The sequence below is a fragment of the Clostridium sp. J1101437_171009_A5 genome, assembly GCF_015547905.1.
GTDB lineage: Bacteria > Bacillota > Clostridia > Oscillospirales > Oscillospiraceae > Pseudoflavonifractor_A > Pseudoflavonifractor_A gallinarum.
The window spans coordinates 211977-227119 of sequence record NZ_JADMVY010000004.1; the positions used below are offsets into that span (position 1 = coordinate 211977).

12 protein-coding genes and 2 tRNA genes are annotated in these 15143 nt (G+C 61.3%); 6 read left to right on the forward strand and 8 right to left on the reverse strand.

Features of this window, described 5'->3' with window-relative positions:
• The first annotated feature begins 199 nt into the window (after positions 1 to 199).
• Positions 200 to 1441 (forward strand): cation:proton antiporter, encoded by a 1242-nt coding sequence (locus I2C21_RS08160; protein ID WP_195278978.1) that lies wholly within the window; start codon positions 200 to 202, stop codon positions 1439 to 1441.
• Positions 1438 to 2070 carry a TetR/AcrR family transcriptional regulator gene (locus I2C21_RS08165; RefSeq protein ID WP_195278979.1) on the forward strand — a complete coding sequence of 211 codons (633 nt, stop codon included), beginning with the start codon at positions 1438 to 1440 and terminating at the stop codon, positions 2068 to 2070. Before I2C21_RS08160 ends, I2C21_RS08165 begins: the two co-directional genes overlap by 4 nt.
• Before the next feature lie 114 nt (positions 2071 to 2184).
• On the opposite strand, the gene I2C21_RS08170 is transcribed toward I2C21_RS08165, so the two are convergent.
• From I2C21_RS08170 to I2C21_RS08180, 3 genes are all read right to left on the reverse strand, one after another.
• Positions 2185 to 4155: an oleate hydratase gene (locus tag I2C21_RS08170; protein WP_193538476.1), complete on the reverse strand. Its 1971-nt coding sequence runs from the start codon at positions 4153 to 4155 to the stop codon at positions 2185 to 2187.
• A 143-nt stretch (positions 4156 to 4298) separates the two neighbouring features.
• Positions 4299 to 4859: a TetR/AcrR family transcriptional regulator gene (locus I2C21_RS08175; protein WP_101692886.1), complete on the reverse strand. Its 561-nt coding sequence runs from the start codon at positions 4857 to 4859 to the stop codon at positions 4299 to 4301.
• 48 nt (positions 4860 to 4907) lie between these two features.
• Positions 4908 to 5363, reverse strand: coding sequence for an AlbA family DNA-binding domain-containing protein (locus I2C21_RS08180; protein WP_101692887.1), 456 nt, complete (start codon positions 5361 to 5363; stop codon positions 4908 to 4910).
• 172 nt (positions 5364 to 5535) lie between these two features.
• Here I2C21_RS08180 and I2C21_RS08185 point away from each other — a divergent pair.
• From I2C21_RS08185 to I2C21_RS08195, 3 genes are all read left to right on the forward strand, one after another.
• Positions 5536 to 5619 (forward strand) — tRNA-Leu (locus I2C21_RS08185).
• 73 nt (positions 5620 to 5692) lie between these two features.
• A complete protein-coding gene (yaaA, locus tag I2C21_RS08190; protein WP_195278980.1) occupies positions 5693 to 6463 on the forward strand; it encodes a peroxide stress protein YaaA in 771 nt (256 codons plus the stop codon).
• A gap of 74 nt (positions 6464 to 6537) precedes the next feature.
• A tRNA-Leu gene (locus tag I2C21_RS08195) sits at positions 6538 to 6625 on the forward strand.
• Between the two features lie 138 nt (positions 6626 to 6763).
• Here the strand turns inward: I2C21_RS08195 and I2C21_RS08200 are convergent.
• The 5 genes from I2C21_RS08200 to I2C21_RS08220 form a co-directional block, all read right to left on the reverse strand.
• Positions 6764 to 7387: a LexA family protein gene (locus I2C21_RS08200; RefSeq protein WP_186963690.1), complete on the reverse strand. Its 624-nt coding sequence runs from the start codon at positions 7385 to 7387 to the stop codon at positions 6764 to 6766.
• A gap of 79 nt (positions 7388 to 7466) precedes the next feature.
• Positions 7467 to 9545, reverse strand: a complete 2079-nt coding sequence (locus I2C21_RS08205) for an S-layer homology domain-containing protein (protein ID WP_195278981.1) — start codon at positions 9543 to 9545, stop codon at positions 7467 to 7469.
• 20 nt (positions 9546 to 9565) lie between these two features.
• Positions 9566 to 10747: an ABC transporter permease gene (locus I2C21_RS08210; protein ID WP_195278982.1), complete on the reverse strand. Its 1182-nt coding sequence runs from the start codon at positions 10745 to 10747 to the stop codon at positions 9566 to 9568.
• Positions 10744 to 11469, reverse strand: coding sequence for an ABC transporter ATP-binding protein (locus I2C21_RS08215; protein ID WP_195278983.1), 726 nt, complete (start codon positions 11467 to 11469; stop codon positions 10744 to 10746). Before I2C21_RS08215 ends, I2C21_RS08210 begins: the two co-directional genes overlap by 4 nt.
• Positions 11470 to 11474: 5 nt before the next feature.
• Positions 11475 to 12521 carry an efflux RND transporter periplasmic adaptor subunit gene (locus tag I2C21_RS08220; protein WP_195278984.1) on the reverse strand — a complete coding sequence of 349 codons (1047 nt, stop codon included), beginning with the start codon at positions 12519 to 12521 and terminating at the stop codon, positions 11475 to 11477.
• A gap of 668 nt (positions 12522 to 13189) precedes the next feature.
• Here I2C21_RS08220 and tet(W) point away from each other — a divergent pair.
• Complete coding sequence (gene tet(W), locus I2C21_RS08225) at positions 13190 to 15109, forward strand: tetracycline resistance ribosomal protection protein Tet(W) (protein WP_002586627.1); 1920 nt, start codon at positions 13190 to 13192, stop codon at positions 15107 to 15109.
• Positions 15110 to 15143: the final 34 nt, after the last annotated feature.

The following is a 15143-nucleotide window of genomic DNA, read 5'->3' on the forward strand; positions in this document are numbered from 1 at the left end:
GCCCGGCTTCCTGCCGGGGCGCGCAGCTTCGTTCTGCGGACTTCTATTTAGTATACCGAAAAAATTGCGCTTTGGCAAGAGCCATCGTGGGACGGCGGGGGAAATTCTTAACAATTCATTTACAGACGGAGTCGTCTGTTTGTGCTATACTGAGAAAAACAGACGGACTCGTCTATAATTGAAAAAGGAGAAGACTGCTATGGACCTCTTGTTTTCTGTGCTGCGGCTGCTGGGCTCCATCTTCCTGGCGTTTGCTGCGGGCAAGCTGATCTCGAAACTGAAATTGCCGGCCATTCTGGGCTGGCTGATCGCCGGCATGGTGATCGGGCCCCACGGGCTGGACCTGCTGAACGAGGCCGTCCTGGAGTCCGGGTGGTTCGATGTGACCGAGCGCATACTGGAGAGCGTGTTCGGCCTGATGATCGGCACCGAGCTGATCTGGAGGCAGATGAAAAAGGCCGGGCCCAGGATCCTGGTCACCACCATCACCGAGTCCCTGGGGACCTTTGTGGTGGTGAGTCTGGTCTTTGGCGTGCTCTTTGCCTGCACGGGGGTGCCGGTCTATCTGGCCTTTGTCTTCGGGGGGATCGCGCTGGCCACTGCGCCGGCCCCCTCGCTGTCGGTGGTGCGGGACCTGAAGACCGACGGAGCGGTGACCAAGACCCTGATCCCCATGGCCGCCCTGGACGATCTGGTGGGGGCGCTGGTGTTCTTTGTGGTCATGGGCCTGGTCTCGGCCCAGGTGTCCGCCGTGGGCATCCCTCTGCCGGCGGTGATGCTGCTGGTCTTCCTGCCGGTGCTGCTGGGGGGCGTGACCGGTGCGGCGGCCGGGCTTCTGATGCGCCGCGTCCGCAGCCGGGCGGGCGTGCTGGCGGTGATGGGGTCCATGCTGCTCCTCACGGCGGGGCTGGGCTTTTTCATCAACAGCCTGCTGCCCGTTCCGGTGCTGAACTTCATGCTCATCGGCATGGCCTACTCCACCGCCTTCTCCAATCTCATTGACACGGAGAAGCTATATGGTATGATGGAGGTAGTGAACCCGGCCATCGGCTTTGCCATGATCGTGGTCATTCTGAACCTGGGCGCGCCGCTGGACTACCACCTTATCTTTGGCGCGGGGATCTATACGGCGGTCTACATCCTGGCGCGGGCGGTGGGGAAGTACAGCGGCGCCTATCTGGGCGCGGCGGTCACCCATGCGCCGGCGACGGTGCGGCGCTATCTGGGCTTGACGCTGCTGCCCCACTCGGGCGTGTCGCTGGTGTTCACCGGCATCGCCGTGTCGGTGCTGCAGAACGCGGCGCCCGAGTCTGCGTCCATGCTCCAGGGGACCATCGCGGCCGCGGCGGTGATCAACGAGGTGATCGCCGTGTTTGCGGCCAAGAAGGGCTTTGAATGGGCTGGGGAGCTGCACAAGGCGGAAGGAGGTCTGACCGCATGACACAAAAGGAGCGGCAGGAACACAGCAGACAGGAGATCCTGCGGGCGGCCCTGGAGGAGTTCGGGCGCCGGGACTATGATGCCGTCAATATGGAGCAGATCTGCAAAAACCACGGCATTTCCAAGGGCATGATGTACCACTACTACTCCGGCAAGGACGAGCTGTTCCTGCTGTGCGTCCGGGACACCTTTGAGCGGCTGACCGCCCATGTGGAGGTGGGGATGGCCCAGCTGGGAGAGGGGGACGCCCTGGGGAGCATCCAGCGCTTTTTCCTGCTGCGGGAGTCCTATTTCCAGGACCACCCGGAGCGCAAGCGGATCTTTGAAAACGCCATGCTCCGTCCCCCGGCGCACCTGCGGGAGGAGATCTGGAGGCTGTGGGAGCCCCTGCGCCGGATGAACCGGGCCTTTCTGGAGCGGATGGTGCGCACTATGCCCCTCCGCCCGGGGCTGGAGCCCGAGCGTGTGATCCGGTATCTGGAGAGCACGGAGGCCTCCTTCCGCAGCCTGCTGCTCCACTATCAGGAGGAGCGCGAGGGCCAAGACCTCCACACTGTGCTGGGCGTGGGGGCGGAGATGCTGGACCTGATCCTCTTCGGCGTCCTGCGGCAGTCTGCCGATCAAGTATAGTTTTGTGACTTAGGGAAAAGAGCCTCTTTGAGACACATGCCGAACGTGCTCCTCATGCGAAACGCCCCCGGAAGCCATGGCTTCCGGGGGCGTGTGTTCTGTTGGGGGAGGAAATTACAGCATACCGTCCCGCAGGATGTTGTGGTCCCGCAGCAGCTTTTCCACCACGGTACCCTGCACGGCCTTGAGCAGGGGCTTTTTCAGCAGGTTCAGGGGGCCGGGCAGCTCGATCTCCAGGGGAGAGCGGCCGTCCATCAGGCACACGGAGCTGTCCAGCAGGGCGCGCACATCGTAGACGCTGCCCCACACCTCGGGCACGCCGCGGTCCACGCCCAGCAGGCCGTAGACGGCCTCCATGGCGGTGCGCACGGAGTACTCGGTGGTGAACACGGTGTCCCGGGGGGTGTCGGCGAACTGGCCCAGGAAGGCGAAGTTCACGCAGCCGTCGGGAATCACGTCGGGGCGGTCCCCCTTGGTCCGGGGCATGAAGAAGGCGGTGATATAGGGCATCATGGTGGGCACGCACACCGCGCTCTCATCGGCCAGCCGGGGGATTTGGTCCACCGGCACGCCGATGTGGTAGAGCCACTCCTGGGTGATCTCCCGGCCGGTACACTCCCGCATAGGCTTTTTCACATAGTCGCCCGGCACGTCGGTGAACAGGCCGTAGACCCAGACGCAGACCTGCTCGGGGTCCTGCTCCTTGAACTGGCCCTGGCGGTTGATGGTCCAGCTGAGCAGCCACTTGGAGTCCCGGCAGCTGACGATGCCGCCGGTGACCACCTTTCCGGTCCGGGGGTCCCGCTTGCAGATGTTGGTGATATAGGGCAGGATCTTGTCATCCAGGGTGGTGATGGTGGCCGACTCCCAGTTGGTCTTGGAGATGTCCGAGCAGAACTTCTCCGGACGGCCGAAGCTGGGGTCCTGCCTGGCGATGTTCTTCCAAAGGTTCCAGCAGCCGCTGGTGCGCATCTCGGCGTCCCCGTTGGGGGCGTGGTCCTGGTCGCCGTAGATGGTGCCCTCGGTGCAGGAGCCGTTGGTCACAAAGACCAGGTCGTTCTCAGTGAGGACGATGCCCTGCTCCACGCCGTTGACCTTGCACTCGATGGCGGTGGCCGTCTTTTTGCCGCCCTGGATGGTGAAGAGCACGTTGGTCACTTCCGTGCCGAAGCGGAAGTCCACCCCGGCCTCCTCCAGATAGCGCTGCATGGGGAGGATGAGGGACTCGTACTGGTTGTAGCGGGTGAATTTCAGAGCGCTGAAGTCGGGTAAGCCCGCGATGTGGTGGATGAAGCGCTGGAAGTAGAGCTTCATCTCCAGGGCGGAGTGCCAGTTCTCAAAGGCGAACATGGTGCGCCAGTACAGCCAGAAGGTGGAGTCAAAGACCTCCTCGTCAAAGACGTCCTCGATGGTCTTGTCGTAGAGGTCCTCGTCCGGGGTCATGAAGAGCTTGACGATCTCCATGCAGGCCTTCTGGCTCAGGTCGAACTTGCCGTCGGTGTGGGCGTCCTGGCCCCGGTTCACGGTGGCCCGGCACAGGGAGTAGTTGGGGTCATGCTTGTTGAGCCAGTAGAACTCATCCAGCACGGAGGCCCCGGGCTTCTCCAGCGAGGGGATGGAGCGGAACAGATCCCACAGGCACTCGAAATGGTTCTCCATCTCCCGGCCGCCCCGCATGATGTAGCCCCGTCCGGGATCGTAGATGCCGTCGCAGGCGCCGCCGGCCACGTCCATGGACTCCAGGATGTGGATGTGGGAGCCGGGCATCTGTCCGTCCCGCACCAGGAAGCAGGCGGCGGCCAGGGAGGCCAGGCCGCTGCCCACCAGGTAGGCGTGCTTTTCCTCCACGCCGGCGGGCTTCTCGGGGCGGGCAAAGGCCTCGTAGTTTCCGTTGGAGTAGTAGATGCCCTTGCTGTTTTTCGCCTGCCGGCCCAGCTCGGTGTTCCGGTACTCTCCGCGCTCCCCAGCGGAGGCTCCCTCCGGGGTAGTGCGGCTCTGGGCCGCTTTCTTTGCCAGGACGACCGCCGCGCCCGCGCCCGCGAGACCGGCGGCTGCCGCAGTCCATTTTCCGATGTGTTTTGCCATAGATGATCCGCCTTTCATGGGGCTCCGCAGGGCGGAGCTCGTTTGGAATGTGTCTGTATCTTACCCGTTCCGGGCGGGAAACACCATGTACAAACGGGGCCGGATGATCGGTTTTTGATCATCCGGCCCCGTTTGTACAAAAATCACCGCTGTGCGGTAAAGTTTTCAATGGCGTTTGCGATGGTTCCGTGCATGGTGGCGCTGACCTTACGCACGATAGTCTGGTAGTCCTCGCTCATGCCCTGGCGGATCCAGTCCAGCAGGATACCCACGAAGCTGTACTTGTAGAACTCGGCGATAAAGGCCTTGTCCTCCTCCGAGATGGGTTTCCCCTGGCTCTTCTCGTCCACCACGCCCCGGATCAGTCCGTAGGTCAGGTGAAAGAGGAAGCGCTCCATCTGGTCCCGGCTGATGCAGCGGAAGGCGTTGAGGACAAAGGGCTTGTTCTCCAGTACCGCCTCAAAGATCTGGGCAAGCCCCTCCTGCCAGGTGTCGTAGGTCTTTTTGCCCTGGAGGGCCCGGGATGCGTCCTCCACGCACACCCACTCCACCAGGTCGTAGATGTCTTTAAAGTGGTAGTAAAAGGTCATGCGGCTGATGCCGCACGCCTCGGTGATGTCGCGGATGGTGATCTTGTCCAGAGGCTTTTTCAGCATCATCTGCTTGAGGGACGCCTCCAGCGCCTGTTTGGTAATGGTTGACATAGTAGAAATGCGCCTCCCCGCTGGGTCCGGTCGAAAAGAGAGGAAACCTCAGCCCTGCCGCCCCTCCAGCATGGCCTCCACCTCGGGGGGGGAACAGCGCAGGTCGGCCTCCCCCTCCCGGCGGTAGGTGCCGTGGTAGGGGTCCCGGCCCACATAGACCGGGCGGAGGGCGTCCTCGGCCCAGGGCACCTCGATGACGATGATGTCCCCGTGGGGGGTGGACTCCACCCGGGCCCGCTCCTCCGACACCAGGTCGGCGCTGACGGTCTGGGGGTCCTGCACCCGGGTGAGGAATTCCTCCAGCATCTCCTGGGCGTCCAGCAGGCCCTGGATGCGCAGGGAGTGGTCGCTCCGCTCCTCCACCCCCAGCAGGATGACGCCCCCGTAGGAGTTGGCAAAGGCGGAGTAAGTCTCCCAGAGGCTCTCGGGCAGCCCACCGGTGGCCAGCTTTGCCTCCAGACGGGCGTTTTCCCGGTAGGTCTCGATCCGATCCAGAGAAAACATGGAAATCCCCTTCTTTCCAAACGGTGTGGTCTTACTCTGCACTCAGTATACAGGAGCGGAGGGGGGAGGACAAGGGTCAGGAAAATTTTTTAAAAACTTGAAAAAAGACCATTGACAAATGCTGCATGGGAAGCTATAATAAACAAGCGTTCTGAAGAGGACAGCACAACATGCGGATGTGCTGGAACTGGTAGACAGGCACGTTTGAGGTGCGTGTGTCCATGACGTACGGGTTCAAGTCCCGTCATCCGCACCACGTCGGAGCAAGCTTTCATCGCTTGCTCCGATTTTTTTATCATTCTGAAAACGTGACAAAGGAGGGCTTTGCCGTGCGGATCATCCTTTCCCCGGCCAAGCAGATGCGGGAAGAGGGGGACACCCTGGCCCCAGCCGGTCTGCCCCAGTATCTGGCCGAGGCCGGACAGCTGGCGGACTACCTGCGCGGCCTCTCCCTGGAGGAGCTGCGCGCGCTCATGGGCTGCAACGAGAAGATCGCGGCCCTCAACTGGGCGCGCTATCAGCAGATGGACCTGGAGCGGGCATCCACCCCGGCTCTGCTGGCCTATGACGGCATCCAATATCAGTATATGGCCCCCCGGGTCTTTGAAGGGGCCTACTATACCTATGTGCAGGAGCATCTGCGCATCCTGTCCGGGCTGTACGGCGTGCTGCGCCCTCTGGACGCGGTGACCCCCTACCGCCTGGAGATGGGGACCCGGCTCAAGACCCCCTTCTGCCGGGATCTGTATGACTTCTGGGGGGACAAGCTGGCCCGGGCTGCCCTGGAGGGGGAGCGGGTGCTGCTGGATCTCTCCTCCTGGGAGTATGGCAAGGGAGTGGCCCGCCACCTGCCCGAGGGCGTGCGGGTGGTCAAATGCGTCTTTGGCGAACGGGCAGGGGAGAAGATCGTGGAAAAGAGCGTCCACGTGAAGATGGCCCGGGGCGAGATGGTCCGCTTCCTGGCCGAGCGGGGGGCCCAGACCCCGGAGGAGGCCATGGCCTTTGACCGGCTCTCCTACCACTATTCCCCCCAGGACTCCACGGAAAACCGGCTGGTTTTCCTGCGGGAGGAGTCCGGGCAGGAAAAGAAGAAAAAATAAGAAAAAAGCAGTTGACAAGCGAAAACCGGTGTGGTAATATATTACCTGCGCTGAGCGGTGCACAGCGCAGAGACGCACGAGTGGTGGAATTGGCAGACTCGCTAGATTCAGGTTCTAGTGTGCATTACGCACGTGCGGGTTCAAGTCCCGCCTCGTGCACCAAAACAAAAGGACATCCGAAAGGATGTCCTTTTGTTTTGGGTTTCGCCGCCTCCGGGGCGGCTCCACCCTCCGGAGATGGAAATGCTCGGGCCCGTCGCAGAATGGAACGATTCTGTGACGGGCCCTTTTTGCGTGTTGTTAGAGGAGAAACTCCACCTTGACCACCTTGCCCAGCACCTGGATGCGGGTGCGGTGCAGATCGTAGATCTGGGGCTGGTGGATGGGATTGGTGGACTGGGGCATGAGGGTGACCGTGCTGTCGGTGGCGTAGAAGCGCTTGACCGTGGCGTTCTCGTCCCCCACCAGGACCACCGCCACCTCGCCGTTTTCCACACTCTCCTGGCGGCGGACGATGATGAGGTAGCCGTCGTTGATCCCGATGGCGTTCATGCTGTCCCCGGACACCCGGAGGGCAAAGTACTCCGCGCCGCCGTTCAGGTCGGTGACGGTGTAGCCCTCGATGTTCTGCTCGGCATAGATGGGCATGCCGGCGGAGATCCGGCCCAGGATGGGGATGCGCTGGGTGGGGTGATAGGGGAGGGCCCCCTCGGGGAGGGAGGGGGTGTCCAGACCCAGCAGGTAGGCGGGGGTGGTGTGCAGGGCGGCGGCGAGCTTCTCGATGGTGGCCTGCTTGAGGTTGACGACCAGACCGCTCTCATATTTGTGGATGGCGGCCTTTTTGACCCCTACCTGGAGGCCCAGCTCCTCCTGGGAGAGGCCTGCGGCTTTGCGGAGGTCACGGATGCGCTGGCCCATGGTCATGGTGGATCATCCTTTCTCTGAAAGTATCTTGATTATACATTTTCCAAACAGAGATGGCAAGAGAGAATCTTAAAAAGAATCAGGAGGGGGACTGCGTCAGGATGACCCGCACTTTGGCGTCGGTTCCCAGGGTGCCGCTGTAATAGACGGTAAAGGTATCGGTGTAGGCCTTGGCCTGGGCGAGGGTGATCCACTGCCCGTTGTCCGTGTTATACACCTGTACCTGGTCGCTGATGGGGACCGCCGCGCCGGACAGGGTCACCGTGTCGGTGCCGTCAAAGGCGGAGCGGGGGACGTCCTCTACCTCCTCCAGGACCAGAAGTCCGGCCACCCGGCCGTCGCTGGAGGGGACCAGTCCGCCCACCTGGCCGTCGGGGACCGCCGTGCCGGTCAGGCACTCCTGGGAGAGACCGGCGCTGTTCTCCACGGCCACCGTGCGGTTGGTCACCTGCATGGTTCCGTTGCCCTCGGTCTTGGTGCCGGAGGAGAAGATGCCGTAGGTATAGGCGTCTCCCGTCACATCGTCCAGTACCAGCACGTCGATCTCCCCGGCGGAGTTGGTTGCCGTGTAGAGGATGCGGGAGGCGGGGACGGAGTCCACCAGCAGGTCCTCCAGAGCGATCTGGACGGCGTGGGTCTTGCCCACCCGGTCATAGAGCACCACATCCTCGGCCAGGGGGGTGCTCCCCAGGGTCCGCTCCGCCACCTGGAGGGCGGCGGAGGAGGTGCCGGCCGAGACCTGGGAGAGGGAGAGGGTCCCCGGGCTGGAGGCGCTCACCCGCACCAGGTCACCCACCACAAAGGTGGTGTCGGAGCAGCTCCCGGAGGCGGTGAGCCCGTTGGAGAGGGCCACGGAACAGGAGTTCCCGGTCTCGGTCACCAGACCGATCATGACGGCGCTGCGCTCGGAGGGAGAGCAGGCGTCCACGATCTCACCGGAGCCGTTGAAGGAGACGGTGATCCGGTCCCCCACCCGGAACTGGGCCAGGGCGCTCACCCCCTCCTCGGCCACCGGGTAGGTCTCCCCCAGCAGGGTGATCGAGGTGGGGTTGGAGGCATTGGGGAGGACGTTTTCGTAGTAGCCGGTGAGCACGGCCCCGTCATACCGCTTGGTCTCGGAGGCGGTGACCAGATTGACGCTGCCGGAGGCGCTGTAGTAGAGGGTGACGGTCTCCCGCCCGTCCAGCTCATACCAGGCCTCGCCGTAGGTGGTGACGGTGTCGTCCAGGACCAGGGGCACCGCGCTGGACAGGGTGTAGCTGGCGCTGCTCTCATCCACGAGCCGGTCGGCCTTGGCCTCGGCCAGGGAGAGGGTGCGCACCGTGCTCTCATCCGGGAGGAAGCCGGAGACCGCGCCGGTCTCGTTCAGCAGAAGGGTCCCCCGGCGGTTGAGCAGGGTATCGGGGAGTGTGGTATCCTGGGTGTACCAGGTCAGGCCGCTGTTTCCGGCATAGACCTGGGCGGTGTGGACCTCACCGGAGGGAGAGGTGTCGTCGTTCTGGAGGAGGACTGCGTCGGAGATGGTGGTGTGGGCCAGCTTTTCCACATAGGGCGTTCCGTCCTTGCAGCTGCTCTGGAGCATGGCATAGAGCAGGAGGGCGGCCTCGCCCCGGGTCATGGCGGCATCCGCCTGGGGGCGCACGCCCTCCAGGAGCCCCAGATCGGTCCCCTTGCTCAGATAGTCCTGGGGCCAGAAGGGGCCCACGTCCTCCTCCCCGTAGCCCATCAGGCGCAGGACGATGGTGACGGCCTGCCCGATGGTGACCGGGTCATCCGGCCCGAAGCGGCCGTTGCCGTAGCCGCTGATGAGCCCCTCGCTCTGGGCCAGATTCACATAGGGGGCGGCCCAGTGGGAGGCGGGCAGATCGGAGAAGAGGGTGCGGTATGCGCTCTCGGCCACCTGATCGCCGTGCCCCTCGGCGAGGACGGCGAGGGTGGCGAACTGGGCACGGGTCAGGGTCTCGGAGGGGCGGAAGGTCCCGTCGGAGTAGCCCGAGACAATGCCCAGGCTGGACAGGACGGATACCGCCTCGGAGACGTCGGCGTCCCCGATGTCGGAGAAGCCGGCGGCCTGTGCGGGGAGGGAGAGACCCACCACGCCGATGATACCCAGGCACAGGGCGGCCGCCAGAACGGCGGAGAGGATTCGCTGTTTCATTGGATACACCTCTTAGTTTGTTAGTCGGCCCGCAGCGCGTCCACGGGCTGGAGGTTGGAGGCCTTGACGGCCGGATAGATGCCGAAGAGGATGCCGATGGCCACCGAGAAGGAGAAGGCCCCCAGGGTGACCGGCAGGCTGGGGAGGAGGATGAGGTCATACATGGCCTTCCCCAGGATCAGGGACAGCCCGAAGCCCAGGGCGATGCCGATGAGCCCGCCCAGGCCGCTGAGGATGCCGGCCTCCACCAGGAACTGGGTGATGATCTCGCCCCGGGGGGCGCCGATGGACTTTTTGATGCCGATCTCCCGGGTGCGCTCGGTGACGGTGACCAGCATGATGTTCATGATGCCGATGCCGCCCACCAGGAGGGCGATGGAGGCGATGCCGCCCAGCACCACGCTCATGGAGGTGGTCTCCTCCGAGCTCTCCGACATGGCGGAGTTTCCGTTTTCCAGGGTGTACTCCCCCACGCTGGAGGAGATCTGCTGGGCCAGATAGACCTCCAGCCGGGCCAGCACGGTCTCCACATGCTGGGAGGTGTCCACCTTGACCGTGATGGAGGTGACGTCGGCGCTCTGGAGGAGCTCCCGGTTGAGGGTATAGGGCACGGCGAGCATGTCGTCCATGGAGTCCTCCGTGCCGCCGTCCTTCTGGTAGTAGGTGCCCACCACGGTGAAGGGGATGCCGGAGAGATAGACGGTCTCCCCGATGGGGTCGGTGTAGGGGAAGAGGGCGGACGCCACATAGGAGCCCAGGACGCACACCTTGTTGCGCTGCTCCAGATCCCACTCATTCAGGTCCCGCCCGTCCTCCAGCGTGTAGTTGTTGCAGATGGAGAACTGGTCGCTGCCCAGGTAGATGGTGCTCTCCTCCAGCGTGGTGGAGCGGTATTTTACCGGCAGCTGGGTGGAGGAGGAGGGGGAGACCCCCTCCACCATGTCCCCCAGCGTGTCGTTGGCGTAGGTGTAGACCAGGCTGTACACATCGCTGGCCCGGGTGCGGTCATACCAGGTCAGGCTGAGATTGACCTTGTTGACGCCCAGCTTTTCATAGTAGGCGGTGATGTCGGCGTTGTAGCCGGAGACCAGGGCCACCAGGACCAGCACGGCGGTGACGCCGATGATGATGCCCAGCATGGTGAGGAAGGAGCGGCCCTTCTTTTCCCGGATCGAGTCCAGAGCCATCAAAAGCGCGTTCATGCTCTCGCTCCTCCCGCGGGCTGGGCCAGGAGGACCCCGTCCCAGAGGCTGTCGTGGATGATGTGTCCGTCCTTGACCTGGACGGTGCGGCGGGCCTGGGCGGCGATGGAGTTGTCGTGGGTGATGAGGATCACCGTGGTGCCCCGGGTGTTGAGCTCCTTCATCAGGGAGAGGACCTGGGCGCCGGTGGCGGAGTCCAGCGCGCCGGTGGGCTCATCGGCCATGAGGACGGGGGAGCGGGTGGCGATGGCCCGCGCGATGGCCACACGCTGCTGCTGGCCGCCCGAGAGCTGGGTGGGGCGGTTCTCGGCCTTGGCGGAGATCTCCACCTGCTCCAGGGCCTCCATGGCCCGCGCCTTCCGCTCGGCCAGGGGGACCTTCTGGTAGAGCATGGGCAGGGCCACATTCTGCCAGACGTTCAGAGAGGGGATCAGGTTGTACCCCTGAAAGATGAAGCTGATCTGACGGGAGCGGATGAGCTCCAGTTCCCGCCGCGACTTCTGGCGGATGGAGACGCCGTCCAGGTAGTATTCTCCGCTGGTGGGCACATCCAGGCAGCCGAGAATGTTCATCATGGTGGACTTGCCCGACCCGGAGGTGCCGATGATGGCCACGAATTCCCCCGTGTCGATCTCCAGGGAGACGTCATCCAGGGCGTTGACCTGATTTTCCTGGCCCTGGGCGTAGATCTTGGATACGTGCTGCAATTGGATCAGGGACATGCGTATCAGCCTCCCATCCGTCCGCTGCCGGGCATGCCGCCGCCTCCGCCGGAGAAGCCGCCGGAGAAGTCGCCGCCCGGTGCGGCGGGCATCATCTGCATCTCGCCGCCGGGGAAGGCCTGCTCCTGGGACTCCTCACCCTGGCTGGTGGTGTCGCCGTTGGCCGGGGCGCTCTGCTGGTAGCGGGTAAAGACCACGTCGCCCTCCTCCGCGCCCGAGAGGATGCGCACATACTGGCTGTTGGAGTCGCCCACCTCCACGGGTACGGCATAGAAGCCGTCGGGCACGCCCTCGGCCTCCACGGTCTGCTCGGGCGGGGTGTCGGACTGGATGTACAGGCAGGTCTCCCCGTCGGTGGAGCGCTTCAGAGCGGAGATGGGGGCCAGAAGGCCCTCCGAGGTGTCTCCCACCTGGATGGAGTAGGAGACGTTCACACCGGCCGAGAGCTCCCCGCCGCTGGGGATCTGAATGGTCACCGGGAAGTAGGCCACGCCGTTGGAGTTGGTGGCCTCATAGCTCACGGCGGTGACGGTGCCGGTAAAGGTCTGGTCGCCGTCGCTGCTGGCGCCCGAGCGGGAGATGAGGGCCTGGGTGCCCACCGTGACGTGCTCGATGTCCAGCTCGTCGATGTTGACCGAGATCTCCATGTTGTCCAGATTATAGAGGAGTACGGCGGTCTCGCCCGCCTGCCGGGGGGTCTCCCCCTCGCTCACGTTGACCTGGATGACCTTGCCGGAGATCTCGGCGGTGACGGCGTAGTCGGTCCGCTTGGCCTCGGTCTCGGTGATCTGCTCCTGGTAGTCGGCGATGCGCTCCTGGGTCTGGGTGATCTTGTTCTGTACGCTGGAGAGCTGGGAGGTGTAGTCGCTCCCATCCAGCACAAAGAGGGTCTGGCCCTTGGTGACGGTGCCGTAGGCCACCGGGGTCACCTGGGTCAGTTCGCCGGAGGCCTCAGCGGTGAGGGTCTCGCTGTCCTTGTACTCCAGGGTGCCCGAGATGGCGGCGTAGATGGGCTGCCCGGAGGAAGAGGAGATGGAGGACGCGCAGGACATGCCCTGGGTGAATGCTCATGTACGGTAAGGAAGCAAGCAACCGAAAACAAGAGATAGACCGCCAGCACTACACTATTCCGAACCAAAGACCAAAAGATAAGCATTGTGGGAAAATCTAAACTTTTGGATTTTCCTACAATGCCAACTACGGCGGAATCCCTCCCACTCCTTATATCTTTCTGTATACATTGAATTTGTATTTAGTAAAATGCAGACAACACCACGGATCGGCTTTTGGTTGGACAATTCCAACCAAACACCACAGCAGACAGCAGAAAACATTCTGAACGCTAGGAAGCCGGTATGATTGTTACATATAAGGGGAAGAAAAATTTCTTTTAGGTACTTGCTTTCCTAAAACTGATGTGATACAATGATTTAATCCAGAAAAGGAGTAAAAAATATGCGGCAAGGTATTCTTAAATAAAACTATAATCAAATAGTGGGAACAAAGGATTATGATAGCTCCTTTTGTAGGGGCTTAGTTTTTTGTACCCAATTTAAGAATACTTTTGCCTTATCAATTTTGACATATCCCCAAAAACAGCAATCACAAACAGGTGTATGCTGTATATGTGTATGTCCGCAACTTATAATCCCCAGTGGTAAAAGTATTTTACTGCTGGGGATTTTTATGCCCTTTGGGGCTGTAAAGGGAGGACAATCACATGAAAATAATCAATATTGGAATTCTTGCCCATGTAGACGCTGGAAAGACGACCTTGACGGAGAGCCTGCTATATGCCAGCGGAGCCATTTCAGAACCGGGGAGCGTCGAAAAAGGGACAACGAGGACGGACACCATGTTTTTGGAGCGGCAGCGTGGGATTACCATTCAAGCGGCAGTCACTTCCTTCCAGTGGCACAGATGTAAAGTTAACATTGTGGATACGCCCGGCCACATGGATTTTTTGGCGGAGGTGTACCGCTCTTTGGCTGTTTTAGATGGGGCCATCTTGGTGATCTCCGCTAAAGATGGCGTGCAGGCCCAGACCCGTATTCTGTTCCATGCCCTGCGGAAAATGAACATTCCCACCGTTATCTTTATCAACAAGATCGACCAGGCTGGCGTTGATTTGCAGAGCGTGGTTCAGTCTGTTCGGGATAAGCTCTCCGCCGATATTATCATCAAGCAGACGGTGTCGCTGTCCCCGGAAATAGTCCTGGAGGAAAATACCGACATAGAAGCATGGGATGCGGTCATCGAAAATAACGATGAATTATTGGAAAAGTATATCGCAGGAGAACCAATCAGCCGGGAAAAACTTGCGCGGGAGGAACAGCAGCGGGTTCAAGACGCCTCCCTGTTCCCAGTCTATCATGGCAGCGCCAAAAATGGCCTTGGCATTCAACCGTTGATGGATGCGGTGACAGGGCTGTTCCAACCGATTGGGGAACAGGGGGGCGCCGCCCTATGCGGCAGCGTTTTCAAGGTTGAGTACACCGATTGCGGCCAGCGGCGTGTCTATCTACGGTTATACAGCGGAACGCTGCGCCTGCGGGATACGGTGGCCCTGGCCGGGAGAGAAAAGCTGAAAATCACAGAGATGCGTATTCCATCCAAAGGGGAAATTGTTCGGACAGACACCGCTTATCAGGGTGAAATTGTTATCCTTCCCAGCGACAGCGTGAGGTTAAACGATGTATTAGGGGACCAAACCCGGCTCCCTCGTAAAAGGTGGCGCGAGGACCCCCTCCCCATGCTGCGGACGACGATTGCGCCGAAAACGGCAGCGCAAAGAGAACGGCTGCTGGACGCTCTTACGCAACTTGCGGATACTGACCCGCTTTTGCGTTGCGAAGTGGATTCCATCACCCATGAGATCATTCTTTCTTTTTTGGGCCGGGTGCAGTTGGAGGTTGTTTCCGCTTTGCTGTCGGAAAAATACAAGCTTGAAACAGTGGTAAAGGAACCCTCCGTCATTTATATGGAGCGGCCGCTCAAAGCAGCCAGCCACACCATCCATATCGAGGTGCCGCCCAACCCGTTTTGGGCATCCATAGGACTGTCTGTTACACCACTCTCGCTTGGCTCCGGTGTACAATACGAGAGCCGGGTTTCGCTGGGATACTTGAACCAGAGTTTTCAAAACGCTGTCAGGGATGGTATCCGTTACGGGCTGGAGCAGGGCTTGTTCGGCTGGAACGTAACGGACTGTAAGATTTGCTTTGAATACGGGCTTTATTACAGTCCGGTCAGCACGCCGGCGGACTTCCGCTCATTGGCCCCGATTGTATTGGAACAGGCATTGAAGGAATCGGGGACGCAGCTGCTGGAACCTTATCTCTCCTTCATCCTCTATGCGCCCCAGGAATACCTTTCCAGGGCTTATCATGATGCACCGAAATACTGTGCCACCATCGAAACGGCCCAGGTAAAAAAGGATGAAGTTGTCTTTACTGGCGAGATTCCCGCCCGCTGTATACAGGCATACCGTACTGATCTGGCCTTTTACACCAACGGGCGGAGCGTATGCCTTACAGAGCTGAAAGGATATCAGGCCGCTGTCGGTCAGCCGGTCATCCAGCCCCGCCGTCCAAACAGCCGCCTGGACAAGGTGCGCCATATGTTTCAGAAGGTAATGTAAAGATACATAATCGTCAAGACGGCAACAATCAGAA